Origin of the sequence: Hydrogenophaga sp., assembly GCF_041913525.1 — a bacterium.
Taxonomy (GTDB): domain Bacteria; phylum Pseudomonadota; class Gammaproteobacteria; order Burkholderiales; family Burkholderiaceae_C; genus Hydrogenophaga.
Window position 1 is genome coordinate 144,467 of sequence record NZ_JAYSFD010000001.1, and the last position, 26,174, is coordinate 170,640.

General features: G+C 65.6%; 28 protein-coding genes. 9 read left to right on the forward strand and 19 right to left on the reverse strand.

What is annotated here, in order from left to right:
* Window positions 1-22: 22 nt before the first annotated feature.
* The 7 genes from ACE3RQ_RS00700 to nagZ all read left to right on the forward strand — a co-directional run bounded on the left by ACE3RQ_RS00700 (window position 23) and on the right by nagZ (window position 5,182).
* Entirely contained in the window at window positions 23-343 is a 321-nt protein-coding gene (locus tag ACE3RQ_RS00700; RefSeq protein WP_374518902.1) for a DUF4845 domain-containing protein, read from the forward strand.
* Between the two features lie 4 nt (window positions 344-347).
* Window positions 348-1,043 (forward strand): ribonuclease III, encoded by a 696-nt coding sequence (gene rnc, locus ACE3RQ_RS00705; RefSeq protein WP_374518904.1) that lies wholly within the window; start codon window positions 348-350, stop codon window positions 1,041-1,043.
* A gap of 3 nt (window positions 1,044-1,046) precedes the next feature.
* Window positions 1,047-2,069, forward strand: coding sequence for a GTPase Era (era, locus tag ACE3RQ_RS00710; RefSeq protein WP_374518905.1), 1,023 nt, complete (start codon window positions 1,047-1,049; stop codon window positions 2,067-2,069).
* Between the two features lie 71 nt (window positions 2,070-2,140).
* A complete protein-coding gene (gene recO / locus ACE3RQ_RS00715; protein ID WP_374518907.1) occupies window positions 2,141-2,935 on the forward strand; it encodes a DNA repair protein RecO in 795 nt (264 codons plus the stop codon).
* The gene (locus ACE3RQ_RS00720; protein WP_374518909.1) at window positions 2,932-3,690 is read left to right on the forward strand and encodes a pyridoxine 5'-phosphate synthase; all 759 of its coding nucleotides are present in this window, start codon (window positions 2,932-2,934) and stop codon (window positions 3,688-3,690) included. Before recO ends, ACE3RQ_RS00720 begins: the two co-directional genes overlap by 4 nt.
* Window positions 3,687-4,103 carry a holo-ACP synthase gene (acpS, locus tag ACE3RQ_RS00725; RefSeq protein ID WP_374518911.1) on the forward strand — a complete coding sequence of 139 codons (417 nt, stop codon included), beginning with the start codon at window positions 3,687-3,689 and terminating at the stop codon, window positions 4,101-4,103. Before ACE3RQ_RS00720 ends, acpS begins: the two co-directional genes overlap by 4 nt.
* Window positions 4,100-5,182, forward strand: a complete 1,083-nt coding sequence (nagZ, locus tag ACE3RQ_RS00730; protein ID WP_374518913.1) for a beta-N-acetylhexosaminidase — start codon at window positions 4,100-4,102, stop codon at window positions 5,180-5,182. Before acpS ends, nagZ begins: the two co-directional genes overlap by 4 nt.
* Before the next feature lie 6 nt (window positions 5,183-5,188).
* Here the strand turns inward: nagZ and ACE3RQ_RS00735 are convergent, their stop codons facing one another.
* The 19 genes from ACE3RQ_RS00735 to ACE3RQ_RS00825 all read right to left on the reverse strand — a co-directional run bounded on the left by ACE3RQ_RS00735 (window position 5,189) and on the right by ACE3RQ_RS00825 (window position 23,977).
* Entirely contained in the window at window positions 5,189-5,860 is a 672-nt protein-coding gene (locus ACE3RQ_RS00735) for an LON peptidase substrate-binding domain-containing protein (protein WP_374518915.1), read from the reverse strand.
* The gene (gene accD, locus ACE3RQ_RS00740) at window positions 5,857-6,735 is read right to left on the reverse strand and encodes an acetyl-CoA carboxylase, carboxyltransferase subunit beta (RefSeq protein WP_374518917.1); all 879 of its coding nucleotides are present in this window, start codon (window positions 6,733-6,735) and stop codon (window positions 5,857-5,859) included. Before accD ends, ACE3RQ_RS00735 begins: the two co-directional genes overlap by 4 nt.
* A 29-nt stretch (window positions 6,736-6,764) precedes the next feature.
* Window positions 6,765-7,574: a tryptophan synthase subunit alpha gene (gene trpA, locus ACE3RQ_RS00745; protein WP_374518919.1), complete on the reverse strand. Its 810-nt coding sequence runs from the start codon at window positions 7,572-7,574 to the stop codon at window positions 6,765-6,767.
* A complete protein-coding gene (gene trpB, locus ACE3RQ_RS00750) occupies window positions 7,571-8,857 on the reverse strand; it encodes a tryptophan synthase subunit beta (RefSeq protein WP_374518921.1) in 1,287 nt (428 codons plus the stop codon). Before trpB ends, trpA begins: the two co-directional genes overlap by 4 nt.
* A 43-nt stretch (window positions 8,858-8,900) precedes the next feature.
* Window positions 8,901-9,581 carry a phosphoribosylanthranilate isomerase gene (locus ACE3RQ_RS00755; protein WP_374518923.1) on the reverse strand — a complete coding sequence of 227 codons (681 nt, stop codon included), beginning with the start codon at window positions 9,579-9,581 and terminating at the stop codon, window positions 8,901-8,903.
* Between the two features lies 1 nt (window position 9,582).
* Window positions 9,583-10,371, reverse strand: coding sequence for a tRNA pseudouridine(38-40) synthase TruA (gene truA / locus ACE3RQ_RS00760; RefSeq protein ID WP_374518925.1), 789 nt, complete (start codon window positions 10,369-10,371; stop codon window positions 9,583-9,585).
* Between the two features lie 53 nt (window positions 10,372-10,424).
* Window positions 10,425-13,127, reverse strand: a complete 2,703-nt coding sequence (locus tag ACE3RQ_RS00765; protein WP_374518926.1) for a FimV/HubP family polar landmark protein — start codon at window positions 13,125-13,127, stop codon at window positions 10,425-10,427.
* Window positions 13,128-13,309: 182 nt separating this feature from the next.
* Window positions 13,310-14,443 carry an aspartate-semialdehyde dehydrogenase gene (gene asd, locus ACE3RQ_RS00770; protein ID WP_374518928.1) on the reverse strand — a complete coding sequence of 378 codons (1,134 nt, stop codon included), beginning with the start codon at window positions 14,441-14,443 and terminating at the stop codon, window positions 13,310-13,312.
* Window positions 14,444-14,522: 79 nt separating this feature from the next.
* On the reverse strand, window positions 14,523-15,611 hold the full coding sequence (leuB, locus tag ACE3RQ_RS00775) for a 3-isopropylmalate dehydrogenase (protein WP_374518930.1): 1,089 nt from the start codon (window positions 15,609-15,611) through the stop codon (window positions 14,523-14,525).
* A 24-nt stretch (window positions 15,612-15,635) separates the two neighbouring features.
* Complete coding sequence (gene leuD, locus ACE3RQ_RS00780; protein ID WP_374518932.1) at window positions 15,636-16,289, reverse strand: 3-isopropylmalate dehydratase small subunit; 654 nt, start codon at window positions 16,287-16,289, stop codon at window positions 15,636-15,638.
* Window positions 16,290-16,421: an entericidin A/B family lipoprotein gene (locus ACE3RQ_RS00785; RefSeq protein WP_374518934.1), complete on the reverse strand. Its 132-nt coding sequence runs from the start codon at window positions 16,419-16,421 to the stop codon at window positions 16,290-16,292.
* An 11-nt stretch (window positions 16,422-16,432) separates the two neighbouring features.
* Window positions 16,433-17,854: a 3-isopropylmalate dehydratase large subunit gene (leuC, locus tag ACE3RQ_RS00790; protein ID WP_374518936.1), complete on the reverse strand. Its 1,422-nt coding sequence runs from the start codon at window positions 17,852-17,854 to the stop codon at window positions 16,433-16,435.
* Between the two features lie 128 nt (window positions 17,855-17,982).
* The gene (gene gltA / locus ACE3RQ_RS00795) at window positions 17,983-19,293 is read right to left on the reverse strand and encodes a citrate synthase (protein ID WP_374518938.1); all 1,311 of its coding nucleotides are present in this window, start codon (window positions 19,291-19,293) and stop codon (window positions 17,983-17,985) included.
* Between the two features lie 24 nt (window positions 19,294-19,317).
* On the reverse strand, window positions 19,318-19,614 hold the full coding sequence (locus ACE3RQ_RS00800) for a succinate dehydrogenase assembly factor 2 (protein WP_374518939.1): 297 nt from the start codon (window positions 19,612-19,614) through the stop codon (window positions 19,318-19,320).
* 18 nt (window positions 19,615-19,632) lie between these two features.
* Entirely contained in the window at window positions 19,633-20,337 is a 705-nt protein-coding gene (locus tag ACE3RQ_RS00805) for a succinate dehydrogenase iron-sulfur subunit (protein WP_374518941.1), read from the reverse strand.
* 26 nt (window positions 20,338-20,363) lie between these two features.
* Window positions 20,364-22,169: a succinate dehydrogenase flavoprotein subunit gene (sdhA, locus tag ACE3RQ_RS00810; protein WP_374518943.1), complete on the reverse strand. Its 1,806-nt coding sequence runs from the start codon at window positions 22,167-22,169 to the stop codon at window positions 20,364-20,366.
* Between the two features lie 4 nt (window positions 22,170-22,173).
* On the reverse strand, window positions 22,174-22,539 hold the full coding sequence (sdhD, locus tag ACE3RQ_RS00815; RefSeq protein ID WP_374518945.1) for a succinate dehydrogenase, hydrophobic membrane anchor protein: 366 nt from the start codon (window positions 22,537-22,539) through the stop codon (window positions 22,174-22,176).
* A 27-nt stretch (window positions 22,540-22,566) separates the two neighbouring features.
* Window positions 22,567-22,998: a succinate dehydrogenase, cytochrome b556 subunit gene (gene sdhC, locus ACE3RQ_RS00820; RefSeq protein WP_374518946.1), complete on the reverse strand. Its 432-nt coding sequence runs from the start codon at window positions 22,996-22,998 to the stop codon at window positions 22,567-22,569.
* 166 nt (window positions 22,999-23,164) lie between these two features.
* Window positions 23,165-23,977, reverse strand: coding sequence for a GntR family transcriptional regulator (locus ACE3RQ_RS00825; RefSeq protein WP_374518948.1), 813 nt, complete (start codon window positions 23,975-23,977; stop codon window positions 23,165-23,167).
* Window positions 23,978-24,166: 189 nt separating this feature from the next.
* Here ACE3RQ_RS00825 and ACE3RQ_RS00830 point away from each other — a divergent pair, with 189 nt between their 5' ends.
* Both ACE3RQ_RS00830 and ACE3RQ_RS00835 read left to right on the forward strand, forming a co-directional pair.
* The gene (locus tag ACE3RQ_RS00830; RefSeq protein WP_374518950.1) at window positions 24,167-25,153 is read left to right on the forward strand and encodes a malate dehydrogenase; all 987 of its coding nucleotides are present in this window, start codon (window positions 24,167-24,169) and stop codon (window positions 25,151-25,153) included.
* Window positions 25,154-25,169: 16 nt separating this feature from the next.
* Complete coding sequence (locus ACE3RQ_RS00835; RefSeq protein ID WP_374518952.1) at window positions 25,170-26,156, forward strand: CoA ester lyase; 987 nt, start codon at window positions 25,170-25,172, stop codon at window positions 26,154-26,156.
* Window positions 26,157-26,174: the final 18 nt, after the last annotated feature.

Here is a 26,174-nt window from a genome sequence, read left to right on the forward strand (position 1 = left end):
ATTCAAGCGGCAACAACGTGGCATGACCTTCATCGGCTTGCTGGTGGTTGGTGGTCTGTTGGCGATTGCCGGCTTGATCGCTGCACAGGTTTTTCCCACTTACATCGAGTACCTTGCTGTGCAAAAGGCGGCCAAGAAGGCCGCCGCTGGCACCACGGTGGCCGACGTTCGCAGCATCTTCGACAAAGCCGCCCAAATCGACGATATCCGCTCCATTTCTGGCAAAGACCTGGAGGTGGGCAAGCAAGGCAACAACGTCGTCGTGTCGTTTTCTTATCAGCGCGAGATCCATCTCGCCGGGCCCGCTTACCTCGTGATGAAGTACGCGGGCAGTTCCCAGTGACGCTTTGAACCCTGAACTACTGGCGCTGCAAAAGCGCCTGCAACACCAATTTACCAGTCCGCGCCTTCTTGAGCGGGCCCTGACCCATCGCAGCTTCAGTGCCGATCACAACGAGCGCCTGGAATTCCTGGGCGATTCTGTTTTGAACCTGGCCGTCTCGGGGCTGCTGTTCGAGAAGCTCAACCAGTTGCCCGAAGGCGACTTGTCGCGTGTGCGGGCCAATCTGGTCAAGCAGGACACGCTGGCGGCACTGGCCAACCGCCTGGGCCTGTCTTCCGGCCTTCGTCTGGGCGACGGCGAGAAGCGGTCTGGCGGGAACAAGCGCCCATCCATCCTGGCCGATGCGCTGGAGGCCGTGATTGGCGCCGTCTACCTGGACGCTGGCTTTGACGTGGCGGCCGCCTTGGTGCATCGCCTGTTCGCCGATGTGGACTTGAGCGTGGGCATGAGCGCCATGAGCAAGGACCCCAAGACCGAGTTGCAGGAATGGCTGCAAGCGCGCAAGATGAAACTGCCTGCGTACCGCGTGGTGGCCACCACCGGCGAAGCGCACAAGCAGACCTTTGATGTGGAGTGCGCCGTGCTCGAGACCGGCCATGCCGAGCGCGGCATTGGCGCCTCTCGTCGAGCTGCCGAACAAGCTGCCGCTGCGGCCATGCTGCAGCACCTCACGGCCCGTACCTCACCGAAGGTCCCTTGATCCATGACCAAACCCCCTGAACAGCCGCCCGTCTCTCCCGAACTTGAGGCCATGCTGGCGCGGGCCCTGCGAAAGGCCCCCACCGAGCCGGTGCCCGAGCCGGACGCACAAGAGACCCCCGAGGTCGCCGCGCCCGTCGATCCGGCCGAGCAGCGCTGCGGTTATGTGGCGATCGTGGGCAAGCCCAACGTGGGCAAGTCCACCCTGCTCAATGCTCTGGTGGGGCAGAAGATCAGCATCACCTCGCGCAAGGCCCAGACCACCCGCCACCGCATCACGGGCATGCGCACCGTGGGGCCGACCCAGTTCGTGTTCGTGGACACGCCGGGTTTCCAGACCCGGCACGGAAATGCGCTGAACCGATCCTTGAACAAGACGGTGCTGGGTGCCGTGTCCGATGTGGACCTGATCTTGTTTGTGGTGGAGGCTGGTCACTTCAACCTGGCCGATGCCAAGGTACTGTCGCTGCTGCCGTCCAACGTGCCGGTGATTCTGCTGGCCAACAAATTTGACCTAGTGCACCGACGAGGTGACCTGGCGCCCTGGCTGCGCTCGATGCAAGAGCGCCACCCGTTTGCCGAGTTCGTGCCGATGTCGGCCAAGACGCCGCGCGACATCCAGCGCCTGTTTGCCATCTGCGAGAAGTACCTGCCGCAACAGGCGTGGATGTACGACCCCGACGAGCTCACCGATCGCAGCGAGCGCTTCATGGCCAGCGAGATGGTGCGCGAGAAGCTGTTCCGGCTCACGGGCGATGAGTTGCCCTATACCTCCACCGTGATCATCGACAAGTTCGAGGAAGAGGGTGGTCTCAAGCGCATCGCAGCCACCATCGTGGTGGAGCGCGAAGGGCACAAGGGCATGGTGATCGGCGAGAAGGGCGAGAAGCTCAAGCGCATCGGCACCGAGGCCCGCATGGAGTTGGAGAAACTCTGGGGCTGCAAGGTGTTTTTGGAGTTGTGGGTGAAGGTCCGCTCGGGCTGGGCCGACGACGATGCGCGCGTTCGTTCCTTTGGCTACGAGTGATGGCACCTGCGGCCGGGTTTGCCGGGCCACGGTGTTGAAGCCGCACTGACCACCAACGCCCCGGGCAGCCCATGGCGCTGAAACGCACGAGCGACGAGCCTGCTTTTGTCCTGCATCGCTACGACTGGAGCGAGGCCAGTCTGGTGCTGGAGGTGTTCACGCGCCACCACGGGCGAATCGCCCTGGTGGCCAAGGGCGTCAAACGGCCCACGTCGCAGTTCCGGCCGGTCTTGCTGCCTTTGCAACCCCTGGCCTTGTCGTGGACGGGCGATGCAGAGGTGAGAACCCTGAAGGCCGCTCAGTGGCAAGGCGGTCATGTGATGCCCACGGGTGATGCCTTGCTGGCAGGCAGCTACCTCAACGAGTTGCTGCTTCGTTTCCTCGCGCGCGACGACGCCCATCCCCAACTGTTTGACCACTACGCCACCGCCGTGCAGTTGTTGGCCGAGCGGGGCAGCGAGACGCAGTCGCTGGTGGTGCGCGTGTTTGAACTGCTGCTCTTGCGGGACGCGGGTTTGTTGCCCGACCTGGCCCACGACAGCGCCTCTCTTGCGCCGCTGGAGCCTGGTCATTCGTACGTGCTGATGCCCGAGGGCGGTCTGCGCGCGGCGCACGAGGACGATGCCCATGCGCTTGCGGGCGAGCATTGGCAAGCGCTGCAAGACGCGTTGGACGAGCGATCGGCTTTCGTGCCGCTGCTGCGCGCGTGCGCCGACGTGGCGCCCGTGCTGCGAATCCCCCTTCGAAATCTGCTGCACTACCATGGCGGCGTGCGCCAATTTCGCACGCGCCAGTTGATGCTGGACGTGCGCTCGATCACCCGGCAGCACCATCCTTCCACCCCGGCCTTTGACCGCGAATCATGACCCATCGGCACCCTCGCACTGCGCTGTCTGTGAACTTGAACAAGGTGGCCCTCGTTCGCAACACGCGCCACCTCGGCATTCCATCCGTCACCCGTGCGGCCACGCTTTGCCTGCAGGCCGGCGCGGCCGGCATCACGGTGCACCCCCGGCCTGATCAGCGCCACATCCGGCCGCACGATGTGGTTGACCTGCACCAATTGCTCACCGCCTGGCCCGACCGCGAGTTCAACATCGAAGGCAACCCGTTTCACAACCTGATGGACCACGTGCGCGCCTTGCGGCCGCACCAGGCGACCTTTGTGCCCGACAGCGAAGGGCAGTTCACCAGCGACCATGGCTGGCGCTTTCCGCAAGACGCACAGCGCCTCAAGCCCCTCATCGATGAGTGCCACGCACTGGGCGTACGGGTGAGCTTGTTCATGGACGCCGAGGCCGAGCAGATGGCCGCGGCCAAGGCCGTGGGGGCCGATCGAGTCGAGCTGTACACCGAGCCCTATGCCGCCGCCTTCGGCGGACCAGAGCAGGCGGCCCAACTGGCGCGGTTCCGTGCCGCGGCACAGGCCGCCTTGGCGGCGGGGCTGGAGCTGAACGCGGGTCACGACCTGAACCGCGATAACCTCACGCCCTTCCTGCGCGAGGTGCCGGGCATCCTGGAGGTGTCCATTGGCCACGCCTTGATCGCTGACGCATTGGAACTGGGCTATGCCGACACCGTGCGGGCCTATAACCGCTGCATCGACCAGGCCTTTGCATGATCTACGGCATCGGCACCGACGTGTGCGACATCCGGCGCATTGAGGCCACGCTGTCTCGCCAGGGTGACCGTTTTGCCCGCAAGGTGCTGGGTGAGGCCGAGTACGCCGTCTGGCAGGCCCGCGGCGCGCGTTGGCCTGAGCGTGGCGTGCGCTACCTGGCCACCCGCTTCTCCGCCAAGGAATCGTTTTCCAAGGCCATCGGCCTGGGCATGCGAATGCCCATGACCTGGCGCAGCTGCGAGATCCTCAACCAGCCCTCGGGACAGCCGATCGTCGTGCTCAATGGGGTGCTCAAGACCTGGTTTGAGGAGCGCGGCTTGCGCGCCCACGTCACCGTCACCGACGAATCGGACTACGCCGCCAGCTTTGTGGTGGTCGAGCGCGATGCGTCGTCTCCAGTCTCTGCGCCATGAACCCACACGCCCCGCTCATCATTGACGTCGCTGGTCTGCGCCTGAGCGCGATGGACCGCCAGCGCCTGGCCCACCCGCTGGTGGGTGGCGTCATTCTGTTTGGCCGCAACTGGCATGACCGTGCCCAGCTCACTGCCCTGTGCCGCCAGATCAAGTCGGTGCGGCGCGACCTGCTGATCGCGGTGGACCACGAGGGCGGTCGGGTGCAGCGCTTCCGAACCGATGGTTTCACCCACGTGCCGCCCATGGCCGCGCTGGGCGCCATGTGGATGGCGGGCAATGGCGACGGGCAATCCGCGATGGAGGCCATGAACGCCGCCACCGCCGCTGGTTACGTGCTGGGCGCCGAGCTGCGCGCCTGTGGCGTTGACTTGACCTTCGCGCCCGTGCTCGACCTCGATTACGGCGAAAGCTCGGTCATCGGCGACCGCGCCTTTGCCCGCGATCCCCGGGTGGTGACCGCGCTGGCGCAGGCCGCCATGCACGGGCTGCGACAGGCGGGCATGGCCAACTGCGGCAAGCACTTTCCTGGGCACGGTTTTGTGCAGGCCGACTCGCACCACGCCATCCCGGTGGACCACCGATCGCTCAAGGCCATCCTGGCCGAAGACGCTGCACCTTACTGCTGGTTGTCCGCCAGTCTCTCAGCGGTGATGCCTGCGCACGTGATCTACCCCAGGGTCGATACCCGCCCAGCCGGCTTTTCGTCCCGCTGGCTGCAGGATGTGCTGCGCCAACGGCTGGGTTTTACGGGTGCGGTCTTCAGCGATGACCTCAGCATGGCAGCGGCCCGCCAGATCGAAGGGCGGCAAGTGGGCTTCAGTGAGGCCGCCCTGGCGGCGCTGGGCGCCGGCGCCGACATGGTCTTGCTGTGCAACCAGTCGGTGGTGGACGGTGGCGCCCCCATCGACCAGGCCATCGACGACCTGGCGCGTACGGTGGTGCAGGGCCAGTGGGTGCCCTCACCGGCCTGCGAGGAGCGACGGCAAGCCCTGTTGCCCGCCGGTGCGGCCTTGGGTTGGGATGAGCTGATGGTGAGTGCCCGCTACATGCAGGCGCTGTCGCTGTTGCCGGCCTGATCGAATTCAGTCCTGCAGGCCCATGCGGTCCAGCAGGTCGGCCACCAGTTCCAGGCGCAGCACCGGGCTGTCGAGCGACATCAGCCGGTACTTCATTTCGAGGGGCAGCGGCAGCAACTCGGCCCATCGGTTGGCCAGCCAGGCGCAGTCATCCCACTGATGGGGCGTTGGGACCGGGTGGGTGTCTGGCGTGCCCTGTTGCGCAAGCCCCTCCACCACGCGCTCCAGCGTCTGGCGGGCGGGCAGCAGGTGATCGGGCACGGGCAGGTTGGGCTCGGGTGGATCGAGCGTGACATCGGCGGTCCACAGACCGTGCGGCAATTGCTCGCGGCGGTTGATCCGAAACCGTTGCAGACCCCGGCACTGCACGAGGTAGAGCCCTGCCTGGGGCTTCTCCAGTTTTTCGATGCGGGCCAGAACGCCAATGGGGTGAAAACCCTCGCGCACGATACCCGGCTCAGCGCCCTGGGCGCTTGGGGCGCGTCGCCGCACCTCTTCTCCCTCGGTCAGGGTCACCACCCCAAACGGGGCGCCCAGTTGCTGACAGCGTCCGATCATGTCGAGGTAACGCACCTCGAAGATCTTCAGCGGCAGCACACCGCCCGGGAACAGGACGGTGTGCAGAGGGAAAAGAGGCAGCTGGGTCAGCGTGAGCGGCCCAGCACTCGGCGAGGTCAATCGTTGACCACCGCGTCGGCACTCTGGCGCTGCAGCATGGCCAGGATGCTGGCGACCTGGCCACGCAACTCGCGGCGGTCGCAGATGAAGTCCACCGCGCCCTTGGTTTGCAGGAACTCGGCGCGCTGGAAGCCCTCGGGCAGTTTCACCCGCACGGTGTTTTCGATCACGCGCGGGCCGGCAAAGCCGATCAGGGCCTTGGGCTCGGCAATCACCACATCACCCACGAAGGCGAAGCCAGCGCTCACGCCACCCATGGTCGGGTCGGTGAGCACGCTGATGTACGGCAGGCCCTTCTTGGCCAGGCGCGTGAGCGACGCGTTGGTCTTGGCCATCTGCATGAGCGACAGCAGGCCTTCTTGCATGCGGGCGCCGCCGGTGGCGGTGAAGCACACAAAGGGCACCTTCTGGGCGATGGCTTCTTCCACGCCGCGCACGAAGCGCTCGCCGACCACCGAGCCCATGGAGCCGCCCATGAAGTCGAACTCGAAGCAGGCCGCGACCAGGCTTATGCCATGCACCGCGCCACCCATCACCACCAGGGCATCGGTCTCGCCGGTGTTCTCCAGGGCTTCTTTCAGGCGTTCGGGGTACTTGCGGCTGTCCTTGAACTTGAGGGCGTCCACCGGCAGCACTTCTTGCGCCAGCTCGTAGCGGCCCTCGGCATCGAGGAAGGCATTCAGGCGCGCGCGGGCGCCGATGCGGTGGTGGTGGCTGCAGTGCGGGCAGACGTTCTGGTTTTTCTCCAGGTCGTTCTTGTAGAGCACGGCTTCGCAGCTCGGGCACTTGACCCACAGGCCTTCGGGCACACTGCGGCGCTCGGTGGGGTCGGTGGGGGTGATCTTGGGGGGAAGAAGCTTTTCAAGCCAGGACATGGGTCCTCCTATCGGCAATGGACGGCGGATTATGCGTCGAGGGCGTTTCGGATGGTGCGAAGGAAATTGGCCGCCACCGGCACCACTTTCTCGTAGGGCTCGTCTTCGATGAGCTGGATGAGCTTGCTCCCGATCACCACCGCGTCGGCGGTGCGGCCGATGGCACGGGCGGTGTCGGCGTCGCGGATGCCGAAGCCCACGCCCACCGGGATGCTCACGTGCTGGCGAATGCGCGGCAGCATGGCTTCCACCTGTGACACGTCCAGCGTGCCCGCGCCGGTCACGCCCTTGAGCGAGACGTAGTACACATAGCCGCTGGCCACGCGGGCCACCTGGGCCATGCGCTCGTCGGTGGACGTGGGCGCCAGCAGGAAGATCAGGTCCATGTTGTGCTCGCGCAGCGAGCGGGCGAAGTCTTCGCACTCTTCGGGCGGGTAGTCCACCACCAGTACGCCGTCCACGCCTGCCTCGGACGCATCGCGCACGAAGGCGCCCTCGCCGTTTTTCTGGTCGTAGCGCTCGATGGGGTTGGCGTAGCCCATCAGCACCACGGGTGTGGTGCTGTTGCGCTCGCGGAATTTCTTCACCATCGCGAGCACTTGCGGCAGGCCAATGCCAGCGGCCAGCGCGCGATCACCGGCTTTCTGGATCACCGGGCCATCGGCCGACGGGTCGGAGAAGGGCACGCCCAGTTCGATGACGTCGGCGCCAGCCTCTGCCATGCCGTGCATCAGTTCGGGCGTGATGGCGGGGTAGGGAAAGCCCGCCGTGACGAAGGGAATCAGCGCCTTGCGGTTCTGCGCCTTCAGGGCGGAGAGGGTGTTGTCGATGCGGCTCATTTGCGGACCTCAATCACGGACTCGCCGCCCTTGACCGACTGGCCACGGCAACTGGGGCGGCAATAAAAATCGGCCTTGGACAGGTCGGCCACGGTGCCGATGTCTTTGTCACCCCGACCGGAGAGGTTCACCAGGATGGACTGGTCGGGGCGCATGGTCTTGGCCAGCTTCATGGCGTAGGCCACGGCATGGCTAGACTCCAGCGCCGGGATGATCCCTTCGACACGGCACAGGTAATGGAAAGCCTCCAGTGCCTCGCTGTCGGTGATGCCCACGTACTCGGCCCGGCCGATGTCTTTGAGGAAGGCGTGCTCGGGGCCCACGCCGGGGTAGTCCAGACCGGCGCTTACGCTGTGCGTCTCGGTGACTTGCCCGTGGTCGTTTTGCAGCACGTAGGTGCGGTTGCCGTGAAGCACGCCAGGGCTGCCCATTTGTAGCGAGGCCGAGTGCTTGCCGCTGTCCAGGCCTTCACCGGCGGCTTCCACGCCGATCAGCCGGGTGCTGGCGTGGTTGATGTAGGGGTAGAAGATGCCCATGGCGTTGCTGCCGCCGCCCACGCAGGCCACCACCGCGTCGGGCTGCGAGCCTTGGCAGCCGGCTTCCTTGAGCATGTCGGGCATCTGCTTGAGGCACTCTTCCCCGATCACGCTCTGGAAGTCGCGCACCATCATCGGGTAGGGGTGCGGGCCCGCCACGGTGCCGATGATGTAGAAGGTGTTGTCCACGTTGGCCACCCAGTCGCGCATGGCCTCGTTCAGCGCGTCCTTCAGGGTTTTGCTGCCGCTTTCCACCGGCACCACCGTGGCGCCCAGCAGTTTCATGCGGTAAACGTTCGGGCTCTGGCGCTTCACGTCTTCGCTGCCCATGTAGACGATGCACTCCAGGCCATAGCGGGCGCAGATGGTGGCCGTGGCCACGCCGTGCTGCCCGGCGCCGGTCTCGGCAATGATGCGGGTCTTGTCCATGCGCTTGGCCAGCATGGCCTGACCGATCACGTTGTTGATCTTGTGTGCGCCGGTGTGGTTGAGGTCTTCGCGCTTCAGAAAGATCTGCGCACCACCCATCTCGCGGCTCATGCGCTCGGCGTGGTAGACCGGGCTGGGCCGGCCCACGAAGTGCGCCAGTTCCTTGCGGAATTCGGCCAGGAACTCAGGGTCGTGCTGGTAGCGGGCGTAAGCCGCCTTGAGCTCGTTGATCGCATGGGTGAGCGTTTCGCTCACGAAGCTGCCGCCGTAGATGCCGAAATGGCCGCGGGCGTCGGGTTGCTGATAGGAGGTCTGCATGGTGGTGTCGATTCGGGGTTGGCCCGCCCCCCGAGGCGAACACTCAGGAGGGGGAAGACAGCGAGAGGTCGGCCGCACGCACGGCCGCCACGAAAGCCTGTATCTTGTCGGCGCACTTGATGCCCTTGGACACCTCGACGCCGGAACTCACGTCAACGGCCCAGGGCCGAACGAGCCGGATGCCATCGGTCACGTTTGCAGGCGTGAGTCCACCAGACAAAACGAGGCGAGAGCTGGCGTTTAGTCGAGGGTGTGACCAAGGGAAAGCCGTCCAGTCGAAAGATTGACCGCTGCCGCCATAGCCCTCGACGTGGGCGTCGAGAAGCAGGGCTTGAGCGGATGCATAGTCCTGCGCGTATTTTAGGAGATCGAAGCCCTGCCCGGCCGGGCCAGGGGGAACCCGGGCGGCTCGGATGAACGGGCGCCCGCTGGCGAGGCAGTCGGCCGGGGTTTCGTCGCCGTGAAACTGCAGCAGGGCATGCGGCACAGCCGCGGTGGCCCGGGCGATCCACTCGGGGCTGGCGTTGACGAAGAGCAGAACGGGTGTCACGAAGGCGGGCAGCCGAGCGGCCAGCTCGCCGGCGCGCTCGGGCGACACGAAGCGCGGGCTTTTCTCGTACAGCACGAAGCCAATGGCGTCGGCGCCGGCTTGAGCGGCGGCGTCTACGTCTTGCTCGCGGGTCAGCCCGCAGATCTTGATGCGTGTGCGGTGCAGGGTGGGCATGTCAGGGCAGCCAGTCAAACAGCGGGGTGCGCTCCGGCAAGCCCCAGGCGGAATCGTAGATCGGCCCGAGAAAATGCAGGCCGTCAGGAGAGAAGGTGGGGGCGGCGGCGTCGCGGCTGCGCGCGGCCAGCACCTCGGCCATCCAGGCAGGCGGGCGGTTGCCGGTGCCCACGGCGATGAGGCAGCCCATGATGTTGCGGATCATGTGGTGCAGGAACGCGTTGGCCTCGAACTCAAAGCGCCAGTAGGCGCCGCGCCTCGAGATGTCAATGCGGTTCAGGGTCTTCACGGGTGTGTGCGACTGGCAGCCCGATGCCCGAAAGGACGTGAAGTCATGCTCCCCCAGCAGCATTTGCGCGGCTTGCTGCATGGGCTCCATGGCCAGGGGGCGGAACACCCAGCCGACCTGCCCCGAGTCGACGCTGGGGCGCACCGGCGATTCGAGCAGCACATAGGCGTAGCGCCTGGCTTTTGCGCTGGCCCGGGCATGGAAGCTGGATGGCATGGCGCGGGCCCATTGCACCGCAATGTCCGGTGGCAGGAAGGTGTTGGTGCCGCGCACCCAGGCGTTGTCTGGCCGTTGCAGGGGGGTGTCGAAGTGCACCACCTGCATCAGGCCGTGCACCCCTGCATCGGTGCGTCCGGCACACAGCGTGCGCACGGGTTCGGCAGCGGTGAAGCGCGTGAGCGCCATCTCCAACTGGTCTTGAACGGTCTGGCCGCTCGGCTGACTCTGCCAGCCATCGTAAGCCCGGCCATTAAAGCTCACGCCCAGCGCGATGCGTTGCATCGGGCTGGGCGTAGGGGGGGAAGCGGAGTCGTTGGTCAAGTCAGGTGGCGGGGTCAGGACAGATCGGCCAGGAAGGCGGTGGCCTTGGTCTTGAGCGACCCAGTGGCCTCGGCCAGCACCTCTTCGGCCAATGAGCGTGCGCCTTCCAGGTCACCGATGGCGCGGAATTCCTCGGCCAGCGACAGCTTGGTCTCCAGCGGGTTCTCTTCGGTCAGCGCAGGGGACTCGTTGGCACTGGCGGTGCTGTCGGCTGGCGATTCCAGATCCAGGCTGAGGTCGTTCAGGTCGAAGTTGAGGGCTTCTGCCACCGGAGCGGGGGCCGCGTCCGCGGCGTCACCGGCGGCATTCAGGTCAAAGCTGGGCAAGTCCAGGGCGGGCGCCTCGTCAGGTTCCGCGGGCAGCGCGCCCAGGGAAGACGGGCTGGCGGGACTGGTGGCCGGAATGTCGAAATCGAGGTCAAGGCCCAGGTCGTTCATGTCAGGCGATGACGCCGGTGCGGGTGCTTCGGGCACCGGGGGTACCCCGCGCGGCGAGCTGGTCAGGGCGTCGGTCGAGTTGAGATCGTCGAGTCGCGACACAGGACCGCTTTGCACGGGCTCGCTGCCCAATTCGTCCAGCGACAGATCGAGGTCGATGTCCGGCGTGGCCGATGCCGCGGGGCTGAGACCGGCGAGAGAGCTGCCTTCGAACGGCCGGGTGTGAACCATCTCGGGGGCCGCGCCACCGGCTGCCGCGGCCGATTTGGCGGGTGGCCTGCCACCTGGCTGGTACAGCGGGTTGTTGGGGTCGAGGTCCCGGCCCAGTTCGCAGGCCCTATCCCATTCGGGGCCTTGGCCGCTGGTGAGGCCAAAGGCCTCGGCTGCCACCACTTCGAAGGCGCGGGCATCGCGGCGCTTGGCATAAATCTCCAGCAACTTGCCATGGATGGCCACCCGGGTGGGCGAGGTCCGCATGGCTTCCTTAAGGATTTCTTCGGCTTGCAAGTCGCGGCCGTAGGCGAGATAAACGTCGGCCTCGGCCACGGGGTCCACATCGCCCGCCGCGTCGAGCTGGCTGGGCGAATACACCATGGACGAGCCGGTGGCCGTGGCTTCCGCCGTGTCGATGCGCTGGCCACCGCTGGAGCCGAAGAACGAGTCGGGCTGCAGGCGACTTTCCAGGAAGGAGCTGTCCACGCTGCTCGTGGTCTTGCGCTGGCGCATGCGGTAGAGCCCAAGGCCCGCCAGCAACGCGGCCAGAACGCCACCCAGCGGCAGCAAGAGGGGATTTGCCAGCAGGTCGTCCAACAGCGAAGGTTCGCCTTCCGGCACCGGCTGGGGCACGGCGGCGGTGATCTTGGGTGCTGCGGCGGGCTCGGGCGCAGCGGGAGCCGCCGCTGGCGCCGGTTCGCTGGCAGCCGGGGCGGAGGCGGCGGTGGGCTCGGTGGGCAGGGTGGCTTGTGGCGCAGGGGGGGCTGCGGTCGAGGCCTCGGGGGCTGTGCCTGGCGTTGCGGCTGCAGTGGCCGGGGCGGCGGAAGCTGTTGTGGTCGCGGGCGCTGCAGCAGGGTTGGCGGGCGCTGCGGAGGCCGGGCTGGGAGAGGCGGCGCCCAGTTTGCCGAGCTCCTCAATGTTGCGCGCCAGTTCGGCCACGCGTTGTTCGGTGTCCTTGGCCTGGCGCTGCTGGGCGATCTTGTCCTCGGCGGCGGGTTTGCCAGGTGCCGCTTCCTTGGAGAGGGTCAGCTTGTCGGTGGTGGGTGGCGTGGGTCGCTGATCTCGGACTTCCGTCTGCACCCGCCCGGATGTGCTGCGGTCGGCGTTGCCCACGGCCGCGGCGGGGGCTGCGGCGGCCAGGCGGCGTCGGAATTCGTCGAAGTCACGGCTTTGGGCAGCGATGGTCTGGCGTGCTTCGCTGGCGTCGATGGAAGCGGCGTCGCTGGCGCTGGGAATGTCAACGACGGCGCCCGAGCGAAGCCGGTTCACATTGCCGCCCACGAAGGCATTGGGGTTGGCTCGCAACATCGCCACCAGCATCTGGTCAAGCGACACAGAAGCCGGTGCGTGTTTCATGGCAAGTCCGCTTGCGGTGTCACCCGTTTTCACCTTGACTTGCGTGCCCGCAGAAGGGGCCTTGGGCGCCACCGGCATCGCTGCAGGGGGTGTGGCGACGGCGGGAGGCGTGGTCGGGCGCGGGGCCGCTGGCGCCAATGGGGCTGGGGCAGCCGCACGAGGCGCCGCGGGGGTGGGCGCTGGCGCAGCCGACACTGCCGGTGCCACCGGTTGCGGTGCGGGTTTGGTCGCCTTCAGGGCAGGGGGGTCGAACAGCAGGGTGTAATCGCGCACCAGGCGACCGGAGGACCAGTTGGCCTCGACGATCAGGTCGACAAAAGGCTCGTTCACGGGCCGCGCGCCGGTGAGGCGGAGATAGGCGCGGCCATCCGGGCGGCGCTGCAAGGTTACCGACAGGGCGTTGAGCACCGGGTTCACTTCGATGCCCGCTGCCCGGTAAGCCTCGGATGAGGCCAGGGTGACACGCAGGGTAGAGGCCTCGTCGGGCGTGATGTCGGGAATGTCGATTTCCGCCTTCAGGGGCTCACCCAACACCGACTGAACCACCACCCGGCCGAGGGCCAGGGCGTGGGCGTCGAGTGGTTGGCCAAGGCCAATGGTCAGCAGCGCCGCAGCCGCCACGGCGTTCAGCCGGGCAAGCCCTCGGGAACCGGTTTGCGTCAGGGGCAAACCGTCTTGAGCGGCAGGAGAAGGGCGGGTGTTGGCTGGCACTTGGACCTCGACGTGAAAAACCGAAAATTGACCATAGCATCAAGGAATTACGCTGACAAGCTAACAATCCGCTTGAGTTTCAAAGCCTGCCGCCCATCAATTTTCGTGAGGGACATCACGTTGCAGAGGCGCAACGTGATGTCCTATTCGCCCCATCTCTGGGGCTGAAGGCGGGAGGCCGGTCAGGCGCCCAACAGGATGCGCAGCATGCGGCGCAGCGGCTCGGCAGCACCCCACAGCAGCTGGTCGCCAATGGTGAAGGCGCCCAGGTACTCGGGACCCATGGCCATCTTGCGCAGGCGGCCCACCGGAATGGTCATGGTGCCGGTCACCGCCACCGGGGTCAGGTCCTTCAGCGTGGCCTCGCGGGTGTTGGGCACCACCTTCACCCATTGGTTGTCGGCGGCAATCATGGCTTCAATGTCGGCCAGTGGCACGTCCTTCTTGAGCTTGAACGTGAGGGCCTGCGAGTGGCAGCGCATGGCGCCCACCCGAACGCAGAAGCCGTCTACCGGCACGGCGGCGGTACCAAAACCTTCGCCCTGACCGAGGATCTTGTTGGTCTCGGCCATGCCTTTCCACTCTTCGCGGCTCACACCGTTGCCCAGGTCTTTGTCGATCCAGGGAATGAGCGAGCCACCCAGCGGCACGCCGAAGTTGGCGGTTTCGGCTTCGGTGAGCGACCGCTGCTTGGCGATTACCTTGCGGTCGATTTCGAGAATGGCGCTCTTGGGGTCGTCCAGCAGGGCGCGCACCTCGGCATTGAGGGTGCCGTATTGCGTGAGTAGCTCGCGCATGTGCTGTGCGCCACCGCCGGAGGCCGCCTGGTAGGTCTGGGTGCTCATCCACTCGACCAGGCCGGCCTTGTAGAGCGCGCCCACGCCCATGAGCATGCAGCTCACGGTGCAGTTGCCGCCCACCCAGTTGTTGCCGCCCTTGGCCAGTGCGCTCTTGATGACCGGCATGTTCACCGGGTCCAGGATGATGACCGCGTCGTCCTTCATGCGAAGGGTGGAGGCGGCGTCGATCCAGTGGCCGGTCCAGCCAGCGGCGCGCAGCTTGGGGAAGACCTCGGTGGTGTAGTCGCCACCTTGGCAGGTGATGATGATTTCGCAGCGCTTGAGCGCTTCGATGTCGTGCGCGTCTTGCAGCTTGGTTTCGTTCTTCGCCATCGCGGGGGCTTGGCCGCCCGCGTTGGAGGTGGAGAAGAACACGGGTTCGATGAGGTCGAAGTCTTCTTCTTCGACCATGCGGTCCATCAGGACGGAGCCAACCATGCCCCGCCAACCCACAAGCCCAACCAGTTTCGTCGTCATGTCAATGCCCTTTCAAAAAAACAACCTGTTTTTCCCCGGCTCGTCCTGCCGGGTAAGGGCGCGACGAACCGGAGCTGAATCAGCCCTTGGTAATGGTTTTGGTAATCGCCTTCACGACGGCGTCACCCATCTCGCGGGTGCCCACCTTCGTGGTGCCTTCCGACCAGATGTCGGCCGTGCGCAGACCAGACGCGAGCACGCTGGCGACGGCGGATTCGATCCGGTCGGCGGCGGTGGGCTGGTTGAGTGAGAAGCGGAGCATCATGGCAGCGGACAAGATTGTAGCCAGCGGGTTGGCGATGCCCTTGCCCGCGATGTCCGGTGCGCTGCCGTGGCTGGGCTCGTAGAGGCCCTGGTTCTTCGCGTTCAGCGAGGCCGAGGGCAGCATGCCGATGGAGCCGGTGAGCATGGCAGCCTCGTCGGAGAGGATGTCGCCAAACATGTTGCCGGTGACGACCACGTCAAACTTCTTGGGCGCGCGCACCAGTTGCATGGCGGCGTTGTCCACGTACATGTGCTCGAGCTCGACGTCGGGGTACTCCTTGTGCACCTCGGTGACCACGTCTTTCCAGAACTGGAAGGTTTCCAGCACGTTGGCCTTGTCAACGCTGGTGACCTTCTTGTTGCGCTTGCGCGCGGCCTGGAAGGCCACGTGGGCGATGCGCTCGATCTCCGGGCGCGAGTAGCGCATGGTGTCAAAGGCTTCTTCGGCACCGGGGAAGTGGCCATCGGTGGCCACGCGGCGGCCACGGGGCTGGCCGAAGTAGATGTCGCCGGTCAGCTCGCGGATGATGAGAATGTCCAGCCCGGCGATCAGCTCGGGCTTGAGGCTGGAGGCGTTCACCAGCTCGGGGTAGCAGATGGCCGGGCGGAAGTTGGCGAACAGGCCCATGTGCTTGCGCAGGCCCAGGATGGCTTGTTCCGGGCGCAGGGGGCGGTCGAGCTTGTCGTATTTCCAGTCGCCCACGGCGCCGAACAACACCGCGTCGGCTTCCATCGCCAGTTTCAGGGTGGACTCAGGCAGGGGGTGGCCATGGGCCTCGTAGGCGGCACCGCCCACCGGGGCGGTTTCCATCTCGAACGACAGGTCGAGCACGTTGAGGACCTTGACCGCCTCGGCCACGATTTCGGTGCCGATGCCGTCACCCGGAAGAACTGCGATTTTCATGTGTGTGTTTTGCGATCGAAGGGCTTACTGCCCGACCATGGTGTGGGCGAGCCAAGGCTTGGTGGCCAGGCGCTGTGACTCGTAGGCGGCGATCTTGTCTTTGTGGCGCAAGGTCAGACCGATGTCGTCGAGGCCGTTGAGCAGGCAGTACTTGCGGAAGGGCTGCACGTCAAACGGAATCTCTTCACCCTGCGGTTTCACGATCACCTGGCGCTCGAGGTCGATGGTGAGTTCGTAGCCGGGGAATGCCGCCACTTCGTCAAACAGCCGAGCCACCGTGGCTTCGGGCAGCACGATGGGCAGCAGGCCGTTCTTGAAGCAGTTGTTGAAGAAGATGTCGGCGAAGCTCGGGGCGATCAGGGCGCGGAAGCCGTACTGCTCAATGGCCCAGGGCGCGTGCTCGCGCGAAGAGCCGCAGCCGAAGTTCTGGCGCGCCAGCAACACCGAAGCGCCCTGGTAGCGCGACTGGTTCAGGACGAAGTCCGGGTTGGGCTTGCGCGAGGTCGGGTCTTGGCCGGGCTCGCCGTGGTCCAGGTAGCGCCACTCGTCGAACAGGTTGGGGCCAAAGCCGGTCTTGCGAATCGACTTGAGGAACTGCTTCGGGATGATGGCGTCGGTGTCGACGTTTTCCCGGTCCATGGGGGCCACGAGGCCCTTGTGTACGGTGAAGGCTCTCATTTATTTCTTCTTGGCCGCGTCTTCGAGGACTTGGCCGCCTTTCTGGATGTCCTGGCCAATGCCTTGAACGGTGTTGCAACCCACCAGCGCGAACACGGCGCTCAGGGCGAAGAGGGCAGCGATCTTTCTCATGGAGTCTCCTTTCAGGCGAATTGGCGGATGTCGACGAAATGGCCGTGAATGGCGGCGGCCGCGGCCATGGCGGGTGACACCAGATGGGTGCGCCCACCGTTGCCCTGGCGGCCTTCGAAGTTGCGGTTGCTGGTGGAGGCGCAGCGTTCGCCGGGCTCCAGGCGGTCGGCGTTCATGGCCAGGCACATCGAGCAGCCGGGCTCGCGCCATTCGAAGCCGGCGGCCTTGAAGATCTCGTGCAGGCCTTCGCGCTCGGCCTGTGCCTTCACCAGACCAGAGCCAGGCACCACGAGCGCCAACTTGATGTTCTTGGCCACCTTCTGGCCAAGTTTTTTCACCACGGCGGCGGCTTCGCGCATGTCTTCGATGCGGCTGTTGGTGCACGAGCCGATGAACACCTTGTCGACGAAGATGTCGTTCAGCGGCTTGCCGGGCTCCAGCGCCATGTAGGTGAGGGCGCGCTCGATGGCACCGCGCTTGACCGCGTCTTTTTCCTTGTCGGGGTCGGGCACGGTGGCATCAATGCCCAGCACCATCTCGGGTGAGGTGCCCCAGGTGACTTGCGGCACGATCTGCGAGGCGTCGAGTTCGACCACGGCGTCGAATTTGGCGCCCGGATCGGAGTGCAAGGTCTTCCAGTAGGCGACGGCCTGGTCCCATTCGACGCCCGTGGGGGCCAGCGGGCGGCCTTTGACGTACTCGATGGTCTTGTCGTCCACGGCCACCAGGCCCGCGCGGGCGCCGGCCTCAATGGCCATGTTGCACACCGTCATGCGGCCTTCCATGCTCAGGGCGCGAATGGCCGAGCCGGCGAATTCGATGGTGTAGCCCGTGCCGCCTGCCGTGCCGATCTTGCCGATGATGGCGAGCACGATGTCTTTGGCGGTGCAGCCTTTTTGCAGATCGCCGTCCACCTTGATCAGGAGGTTCTTGGCCTTCTTGGCCAGCAGGGTTTGCGTGGCCAACACGTGCTCGACCTCGCTGGTGCCGATGCCGTGTGCCAGGGCGCCAAATGCGCCATGCGTGCTGGTGTGCGAGTCGCCGCAGACCACGGTCATGCCGGGCAGGGTGGCGCCGTTCTCCGGGCCGATGACGTGCACGATGCCCTGTCGCTGCGACATGAAGGGGAAGAAGGCGGCGGCGCCGAATTCCTTGATGTTGGCGTCGAGCGTGACGATCTGCTCTTTGCTGATCGGATCAGCAATACCGTCGTAGCCGCGCTCCCAGCCGGTGGTGGGGGTGTTGTGGTCGGCCGTGGCCACCACCGAGCTCACCCGCCACACCTTGCGGCCGGCCTGGCGTAGGCCCTCGAACGCCTGGGGGCTGGTGACTTCGTGCACCAAGTGGCGGTCGATGTAGAGAACGGCGGTGCCGTCTTCTTCGGTGTGGACGACGTGTTCGTCCCAGATCTTGTCGTAGAGCGTGCGTGCCATATCGATTCGGTGGGGTCGATCGGGGTGACCGGGCGACGATTTTACGGGGTCTCAAGTGAAGACGCCCGCCGCACCCGAGGGTGTGGCGGGCGTCCCGACCGGGCGAGGCCCGGTGTGAGCGAGGCCGCTTACTTCTTCAGCGAAGCGGGCACGTCGCGACGCGGCGAGCCGGTGAACAGCTGGCGCGGACGGCCGATCTTGTACTCGGGGTCGCTGATCATTTCGTTGAGCTGGGCGATCCAGCCCACGGTGCGGGCCAGGGCGAAGATGCCGGTGAACAGGTTCACCGGGATGCCGATGGCGCGCTGCACGATGCCGGAGTAGAAGTCCACGTTCGGGTAGAGCTTGCGCTGCACGAAGTAGTCGTCTTCCAGGGCGATCTTTTCCAGGGCCATGGCCAGCTTGAACAGGGGGTCGTTTTCCAGGCCCAGTTCCAGCAGCACTTCCTTGCAGGTTTCCTGCATCAGCTTGGCGCGCGGGTCGTAGTTCTTGTAGACGCGGTGGCCAAAACCCATCAGGCGAACGCCCGAGTTCTTGTCCTTGACCTGGTTCATGAACTCGCCCACCTTGGCCACGCCGCCGCTGGCTTGGATTTCCTCCAGCATGTTCAGGCAGGCTTCGTTGGCGCCACCGTGGGCCGGGCCCCACAGGCAGGCCACACCAGCGGCGATGGCGGCGAAGGGGTTGGTGCCCGACGAGCCGCACAGACGCACGGTGGAGGTGGAGGCGTTCTGCTCGTGGTCGGCGTGCAGGATGAAGATGCGGTCCATCGCGCGCTCGATGACCGGATTGACCTTGTACTCCTCGCAGGGGGTGCCGAACATCATGCGCAGGAAGTTGCCGGCGTAGCTCAGGTCGTTCTGCGGGTACATGTAGGGCTGGCCAATGCCGTACTTGTAGGCCATGGCCACGAGCGTGGGCATCTTGGCGATCAGGCGGATCGCGGCAATGCGGCGGTGCTCGGGGTTATTGATGTCGGTGCTGTCGTGGTAGAAGGCCGACAGGGCGCCCACCAGGCCAGTCAGCACGGCCATGGGGTGGGCATCGCGGCGGAAGCCGCGCAGGAAGAACTGCATCTGCTCGTTGACCATGGTGTGGTTGGTCACGAGCTTGTGGAAGTCATTGCGCTCTTGCTCCTGGGGCAGCTCACCGTTGAGCAGCAGGAAGCAGGTGTCGAGGAAGTCGCAGTGGGTGGCCAGCTGCTCAATGGGGTAGCCGCGGTACAGCAGCTCGCCCTTGTCGCCGTCGATGTAGGTGATGGCGGACTGGCAGGAAGCGGTCGACAGGAAACCCGGGTCGTAGGTGAACATGCCGGTCTGGGCGTACAGCTTGCGGATGTCGATCACCTCAGGACCGATGTTGCCGGCATACACCGGCAGGTCCACGCTGGGGCTGCCGTTGGAGAACGACAGGGTGGCTTTGTAGTCGACGGGTTTCATGCGTTTTCCTTCTGATGGGCGAACTTAGGCGGTTGGGCGGGCCGCGCGCAAGAGGCTCAAGACCGAGACGACATCCGGGTCGGCAAGCTCAGCTTGGGGCGTTTTGCGTCCGAGCAGCAAATCGAGCAGATCGTTGTCGGACAGGTCCATCAACCGACCCAACGCCTCGGCCTGGCGCACGGTCAGGCTGTTGGCGTGGTGGTCGAAGAATCGCTCGATGAACAGATCGTTCTCGAGCAGGCCGCGGCGACACCGCCAGCGCAGCTTGCTCAGGGCGCGCTCGTCCAGGGGGACGTCCAGGTCGGGGGTGGTGTGGCTCATGGCGTGTGGGGGCGTGCGTCAGACCGAGCGCAAGACCATCATTTCCTTGATCTTGCCGATGGCCTTGGTGGGGTTCAGACCCTTGGGGCAGACATCGACGCAGTTCATGATGGTGTGGCAGCGGAACAGGCGGTACGGGTCTTCGAGGTTGTCCAGGCGCTCACCAGTGGCCTGGTCGCGGCTGTCAGCGATGAAGCGGTAGGCCTGCAGCAGACCGGCGGGGCCGACGAACTTGTCGGGGTTCCACCAGAAGCTGGGGCAGCTGGTCGAGCAGCTGGCGCACAGGATGCACTCGTACAGGCCGTTGAGCTCTTCGCGCTCTTCGGGCGACTGCAGGCGCTCCTTCTCGGGGGCGATCTCTTCGTTGATGAGGTAGGGCTTGATGCTGTGGTACTGCTTGAAGAACAGCGTCATGTCCACGATCAGGTCGCGCACCACCGGCAGGCCGGGCAGCGGCTTCAACACGATGTCGCCCTTGAGCGTGTTCATGTTGGTCAGGCAGGCCAGACCGTTCTTGCCGTTGATGTTCATCGCGTCCGAACCGCACACGCCTTCGCGGCAGGAGCGGCGGAAAGAGATGGACGGGTCCACCTTCTTGAGCTTCATCAGCGCGTCGAGCAGCATGCGCTCGTTGCCGTCGAGCTCCACCTCGATGCTCTGCATGTAAGGCTTGGCGTCCTTCTCGGGGTCGTAGCGGTAGATCTTGAAAGTGCGTTTTGCCATGTTCTTGACTCCAGTGCGTGGGGCGCTCAGAAGGTACGGACCTTGGGCGGAACCGATTCCACCGTCAGCGGCTTGAGGTTCACCGGCTTGTAGGTGAGGCTGTTGTCGGCGCTGTGCCACAGGGTGTGCTTCATCCACTCGGCGTCGTTGCGGCCCAGCGGGAACTGCGCGTCGTCAGCGGGACGCTCGTAGTCGTTCACGGTGTGGGCGCCACGGCATTCCTTGCGGGCGGCGGCCGAGGTCATGGTGGCCTGTGCGGCTTCGATCAGGTTCTCGACTTCCAGCGCCTCGATGCGGGCGGTGTTGAAGACCTTGGACTTGTCCTGCAGGCCGATGCTGTTCACGCGGGCACGCAGGGCGTTGATCTTCTGGACACCTTCGTCCATGCTGGCCTGGGTGCGGAACACGCCGGCGTGCTGCTGCATGGCCGAGCGGATGTCGTTGGCCACGTCTTGTGCGTACTCGCCGCTGGTGGCGCTGTCCAGGCGGGCCAGGCGGGCCAGGGTCTGGTCGGCACCGTTGGCGGGCACGGGCTTGTGGGTCTTGTTCTTGTCGTTGTACTGGACGATGTGGTTGCCGGCAGCCTTGCCGAACACCAGCAGGTCGAGCAGCGAGTTGGTGCCCAGGCGGTTGGCGCCGTGCACCGACACGCAGGAGCACTCGCCCACCGCGTACAGACCGTTGACCACCTTCTGGCCGCCGTTGCCGTCAGGGGTGACGACCTGGCCGTTGATGTTGGTGGGAATGCCACCCATCTGGTAGTGGATGGTGGGCACCACGGGAATGGGCTCGCGGGTGATGTCGACGTTGGCGAAGTTCACGCCGATTTCGTACACCGAGGGCAGGCGCTTGTGGATGGTCTCGGCGCCCAGGTGGTCGAGCTTGAGCAGCACGTAATCCTTGTTGGGACCGCAGCCACGGCCTTCCTTGATTTCCTGGTCCATGCAACGCGAGACGAAGTCACGCGGGGCCAGGTCTTTCAGGGTGGGCGCGTAGCGCTCCATGAAGCGCTCGCCTTCGCTGTTGAGCAGGATGGCGCCCTCGCCGCGGCAGCCTTCGGTCAGCAGCACGCCCGCGCCGGCCACGCCGGTGGGGTGGAACTGCCAGAACTCCATGTCTTGCAGCGGGATGCCGGCGCGAGCGGCCATGCCCAGGCCGTCACCGGTGTTGATGAAGGCGTTGGTGGAGGCCGCGAAGATGCGACCGGCGCCGCCGGTGGCCAGCAGCGTGGTCTTGGCTTCCAGCACGTACACGTCGCCGGTTTCCATTTCCAGGGCGGTCACGCCCACCACGTCGCCATCGGCGTCGCGGATCAGGTCAAGGGCCATCCACTCCACGAAGAAGGTGGTGCGGGCTGCCACGTTCTGCTGGTACAGGGTGTGCAGCATGGCGTGGCCGGTGCGGTCGGCCGCGGCGCAGGCGCGCTGCACGGGCTTCTCGCCGTAATTGGCGGTGTGGCCGCCGAAGGGGCGCTGGTAGATGGTGCCGTCGGGGTTGCGGTCGAACGGCATGCCGAAGTGTTCCAGCTCGTACACCACATTGGGTGCCTCGCGGCACATGAACTCGATGGCGTCCTGGTCGCCCAGCCAGTCAGAGCCCTTGATGGTGTCGTAGAAGTGGTAGTGCCAGTTGTCCTCGCTCATGTTGCCCAGCGAAGCGCCGATGCCACCTTGCGCGGCCACGGTGTGCGAACGGGTGGGGAACACCTTGGAGAGCACGGCCACTTTCAGGCCGGCGCGCGCCAGTTGCAGCGAGGCGCGCATGCCAGAGCCACCGGCTCCGACGATGACGACGTCGAACTGGCGCTTGGGGAGATTTGCGGTTGCGGTCATGGCTTCAGAGCCTCCAGAGAACTTGAACGGCCCAGCCCAGGCAGGACAGGAGCCAGACGATGGTGAACACGTGCAGGGCCAGGCGCAGGCCGGCGGGCTTGACGTAGTCCATCCAGATGTCGCGAATGCCGACCCACACGTGGTAGGCCAGGGCCAGGAACACGGCGAAGGTCAGGGCCTTCATCCACTGAGGGGCGAACACGCCGGCCCAGCCCTCGTAGCCCAGAGGGCCACTGACCAGCAGCACCTTGGCCAGCAGGATCAGGGTGAAGATGACCATCAGGGCGGCGGTGATGCGCTGGGCCAGCCAGTCGCGCAGGCCGTAGTGGGCGCCGGTGACGACGCGCTTGGATCCGTAGTTGACAGACATGAGAGAGGTCCTTGAAGAGACAGGCGATCAGTACAGACCGAAGAGCTTGGCGCCCAGCACCACGGTCAGGCCAATGCTCAGCACCAGGGTGACGATGGCGGAGGAGCGGCCAAACTGCTTGGACACCGAGTGGGTGGCGTCCATGTAGAGGTGGCGCACGCCAGCGATCAGGTGGTGCAGGTAGGCCCAGATGATGGACAGCACGACCAGCTTGAACAGCCAGCCTGGCACGAAACCCACGCCCACCTGGAAGGCCGACGTGAAGCGCTCGTAGGAAATTTCCGAGGACACCGAAGTGTCAAACAGCCAGACGATCAGCGGCAGCAGCAGGAACATCAGGCCACCGCTGGCGCGGTGCAGGATCGAGACCCACGCCGCCGCGGCCATGCGGTAGGTGGTGAGGTCTTTGAAGGCGTTGATGTTGCGGAACTCGGGCCGCTTTCGGGTCAACTCGGTCATGGTGGGGCTTTCTGTCGGAGGGGGCTCCGATGAGGGCTGGGGGGGAAAGGTATGTAACCGACTGGTAACTCGCAGCCAGCGGTCGCAAATTCTATTGCAACGCAACATGTCTCCGGGGGGACATTCGAGCAGGCTTCGGGGTCATCGGTGGGGAGTGGGGGGGCTATCAGCTCAATTCGTTTCGGTAATGGCGGGTATCGGTGCGGTACAGGCCGCGGCGGAGTTCCATGGGCACGTCGTTGTAAGTGAAGGCCAGGCGCTCCACGCTCAGCAGCGGTTCGCCAGGGGGCAGGGCCAGCCGCTCAGCGGCCTCGCGGTCTGCGGCGACAGCCTTGATCTTTTCGGTGGCGCGCACCATGCGCACGCCAAACTGGGTCTCGAAGAGGGCATACATCGGGCCTTTGTCGCTGGAGAGCGTCTCCAGCGTCAGGCCTTTGAAGGGGGTGCCGGGCAGCCAGATCTCTTCCAGGATGGCGGGTTGGCCGCCAAACGACAGCACGCGCCGCACCTGCAGCACTGCGTCGCCTGTCTTGAGGTTGAGCAGGCGCGCCACCTCGGCTGGTGCGCGCAGGCGGCGGCACTCAATGATGCGTCGCTCGGCCGGGCCCTGGCTGTCCAGGCTGCCGGCGTCGGGCAGCAGGCGCAGGAAGCGGTATTGGATGTGCTGCTCGGCGTGGGTGGCCACGAAAGTGCCTTTGCCCTGGCGGCGCACGAGCAGGTTGTCTGTGGCCAGTTCGTCAATGGCTTTGCGCACTGTGCCCTGGCTCACCTTGTAGCGTCCGGCGAGTTCCAGTTCGCTGGGGATCATGTCGCCCGGCTTCCATTCGCCGTCTTGCAAGCTGCGCAGTATTAACGATTTGATCTGCTGGTACAGCGGGCTGAAGGCTGGCGTGGGCGTGGCGCTTGCGATCGCTCCGTCACCGCCCGGGCGGTTGTCGGCGCCGGACTGGTCTGGGGTGAGGGGCGATGAAGAGGGCATGGGGATTGGGGCCGCTGCGTCGTGGCGGAGGCGAGTCAATCATATCTTATATAAGACATAAGACAAATTGACGCTCTAGGGTTTGCGCGGGTACACTCATGCCCCGATTCCATCCCGGGCTCAACTCCCCGCGCCCGGGGTCTCGGCCGCTTCTGGCCCAGTCTTTCCCTCTCACTTGGAGTTCTTACCATGAACAAGAAGCCCGTTCGCGTCGCCGTCACCGGCGCCGCTGGCCAGATCGGCTACGCCCTGCTGTTCCGCATTGCCTCTGGCGAAATGCTGGGCAAAGACCAGCCTGTGATTCTTCAGCTGCTGGAGATCCCGGACGAGAAGGCCCAGAACGCGCTCAAGGGCGTGATCATGGAACTCGAAGACTGCGCCTTCCCGCTGCTGGCCGGCATTGAGGCGCACTCTGACCCGATGCAAGCCTTCAAGGACACCGACTACGCCCTGCTGGTTGGCGCCCGTCCCCGTGGCCCTGGCATGGAGCGCGCCGACCTGCTGGCCGCCAATGCCGCCATCTTCACCGTGCAGGGCAAGGCCCTGAACGCCGTGGCCTCGCGCAACGTGAAGGTGCTGGTGGTCGGCAACCCCGCCAACACCAACGCCTACATCGCCATGAAGTCGGCCCCCGATCTGCCGGCCAAGAACTTCACCGCCATGCTGCGCCTGGACCACAACCGTGCCGCCTCGCAGATCGCCGCCAAGATCGGCGTTGCCGTGGGCGACATCGAGAAGCTGGCCGTGTGGGGCAACCACTCGCCCACCATGTACGCCGACTACCGCTTCGCCACCGTGGACGGCAAGTCGGTGAAGGACGCCATCAACGACCAGGTGTGGAACGCTGAGGTGTTCCTGCCCACCGTGGGCAAGCGTGGCGCCGCCATCATCGCTGCACGTGGCCTGTCGTCCGCCGCCTCGGCCGCCAACGCCGCCATTGACCACATGCGCGACTGGGCCCTGGGCTCCAAGGGCGAGTGGGTCACCATGGGCGTGCCCTCCAATGGCGAATACGGCATTCCCGCCGGCATCGTGTTCGGCTTCCCGGTGACCACCGAGAACGGCGAGTACAAGATCGTCGAAGGCCTGGAGATCGATGCTTTCTCGCAAGAATGCATCAACAAGACCCTGGCCGAGCTGCAAGGCGAGCAGGACGGCGTGAAGCACCTGCTGTAACCGCTTGGTAACTCCCGTGCCTGCCAACCCCGCCGCCATCTTGCTGGGTGCCCAGGCCGGCGCGTTTTCGCTGCCGGTCTGTGACCACTACAGCGGGGTGGAGGCGCGCATGCGCAAGAGCCTGGCGCTGCAGGCCGAACTCACGCAAGAGTTCGGCGCTTGCGTCTTTGACGTGACGCTCGATTGCGAAGACGGTGCCCCGGTGGGGGGCGAGGCCGAGCACGCCGCGCTGGTGACGGAGTTGGCCCTGGCGGCTGACCCGAAGGCCCGCGTGGCCGTGCGCGTGCACGCCGTCGATCACCCCGCCTTTGACGCCGACGTGGCCCACATCGTGGGCCGCGCTGGCCAGCGCCTGTGCCACGTGATGGTGCCCAAGGTGGAGCGGGTGGAGGACGTGCAGCGCGCCGCCGATGCCCTGGACGCCGCTGGCGCCACCGGTCTCATGCTGCACGCGCTGATCGAGTCGCCGGCGGCGGTGCACCGCGCTTTTGACATCGCGGCGCATCCCCGGGTGCAAAGCCTGAGCTTTGGCCTGATGGATTTTGTGTCTGCCCACGGCGGGGCCATTCCCGCCAGCGCCATGAGCGTGCAGGGGCAGTTCACCCACCCCTTGGTGCTGCGCGCCAAGATGGACATGGCCAGTGCCTGCCATGCCCATGGCAAGGTGCCCGCGCATTGCGTCATCACCGAGTTCAAGAACCCCGATGCCCTGCAGGTGGCGGTTCGCCGGGCCGCTGGCGAGCTGGGCTACACCCGCGTCTGGAGCATTCACCCCGATCAGATCCGGCCCATTCTGGCCGCCATGGCACCCGCCACCGATGAGGTGGACGAGGCCGCTGAGCTGATCGAACGCGCCGCCGCTGCCCAGTGGGCGCCGGTGCAATTTGGCGGTCGCCTGCACGACCGCGCGAGCTACCGCTATTACTGGCAGGTGCTGGACCGTGCCCACCGCACGGGCCGCCCGCTGCCGTCACAGATTCTGGCCCTTGTGGCCCCGACCTGATCTGATTACCACCCCTCC

Bases quoted from the DNA above. Each gene is read 5' to 3' on its own strand.
- ACE3RQ_RS00700 (WP_374518902.1), top strand. From the start codon at position 23: ATGACCTTCATCGGCTTGCTGGTGGTTGGTGGTCTGTTGGCGATTGCC.
- era (WP_374518905.1), top strand. From the start codon at position 1,047: ATGACCAAACCCCCTGAACAGCCGCCCGTCTCTCCCGAACTTGAGGCC.
- recO (WP_374518907.1), top strand. From the start codon at position 2,141: ATGGCGCTGAAACGCACGAGCGACGAGCCTGCTTTTGTCCTGCATCGC.
- ACE3RQ_RS00720 (WP_374518909.1), top strand. From the start codon at position 2,932: ATGACCCATCGGCACCCTCGCACTGCGCTGTCTGTGAACTTGAACAAG.
- acpS (WP_374518911.1), top strand. From the start codon at position 3,687: ATGATCTACGGCATCGGCACCGACGTGTGCGACATCCGGCGCATTGAG.
- nagZ (WP_374518913.1), top strand. From the start codon at position 4,100: ATGAACCCACACGCCCCGCTCATCATTGACGTCGCTGGTCTGCGCCTG.
- accD (WP_374518917.1), bottom strand. From the start codon at position 6,735: ATGTCCTGGCTTGAAAAGCTTCTTCCCCCCAAGATCACCCCCACCGAC.
- trpA (WP_374518919.1), bottom strand. From the start codon at position 7,574: ATGAGCCGCATCGACAACACCCTCTCCGCCCTGAAGGCGCAGAACCGC.
- trpB (WP_374518921.1), bottom strand. From the start codon at position 8,857: ATGCAGACCTCCTATCAGCAACCCGACGCCCGCGGCCATTTCGGCATC.
- ACE3RQ_RS00755 (WP_374518923.1), bottom strand. From the start codon at position 9,581: ATGCCCACCCTGCACCGCACACGCATCAAGATCTGCGGGCTGACCCGC.
- truA (WP_374518925.1), bottom strand. From the start codon at position 10,371: ATGCAACGCATCGCGCTGGGCGTGAGCTTTAATGGCCGGGCTTACGAT.
- asd (WP_374518928.1), bottom strand. From the start codon at position 14,443: ATGACGACGAAACTGGTTGGGCTTGTGGGTTGGCGGGGCATGGTTGGC.
- leuB (WP_374518930.1), bottom strand. From the start codon at position 15,611: ATGAAAATCGCAGTTCTTCCGGGTGACGGCATCGGCACCGAAATCGTG.
- leuD (WP_374518932.1), bottom strand. From the start codon at position 16,289: ATGAGAGCCTTCACCGTACACAAGGGCCTCGTGGCCCCCATGGACCGG.
- ACE3RQ_RS00785 (WP_374518934.1), bottom strand. From the start codon at position 16,421: ATGAGAAAGATCGCTGCCCTCTTCGCCCTGAGCGCCGTGTTCGCGCTG.
- leuC (WP_374518936.1), bottom strand. From the start codon at position 17,854: ATGGCACGCACGCTCTACGACAAGATCTGGGACGAACACGTCGTCCAC.
- gltA (WP_374518938.1), bottom strand. From the start codon at position 19,293: ATGAAACCCGTCGACTACAAAGCCACCCTGTCGTTCTCCAACGGCAGC.
- ACE3RQ_RS00800 (WP_374518939.1), bottom strand. From the start codon at position 19,614: ATGAGCCACACCACCCCCGACCTGGACGTCCCCCTGGACGAGCGCGCC.
- ACE3RQ_RS00805 (WP_374518941.1), bottom strand. From the start codon at position 20,337: ATGGCAAAACGCACTTTCAAGATCTACCGCTACGACCCCGAGAAGGAC.
- sdhA (WP_374518943.1), bottom strand. From the start codon at position 22,169: ATGACCGCAACCGCAAATCTCCCCAAGCGCCAGTTCGACGTCGTCATC.
- sdhD (WP_374518945.1), bottom strand. From the start codon at position 22,539: ATGTCTGTCAACTACGGATCCAAGCGCGTCGTCACCGGCGCCCACTAC.
- sdhC (WP_374518946.1), bottom strand. From the start codon at position 22,998: ATGACCGAGTTGACCCGAAAGCGGCCCGAGTTCCGCAACATCAACGCC.
- ACE3RQ_RS00825 (WP_374518948.1), bottom strand. From the start codon at position 23,977: ATGCCCTCTTCATCGCCCCTCACCCCAGACCAGTCCGGCGCCGACAAC.
- ACE3RQ_RS00830 (WP_374518950.1), top strand. From the start codon at position 24,167: ATGAACAAGAAGCCCGTTCGCGTCGCCGTCACCGGCGCCGCTGGCCAG.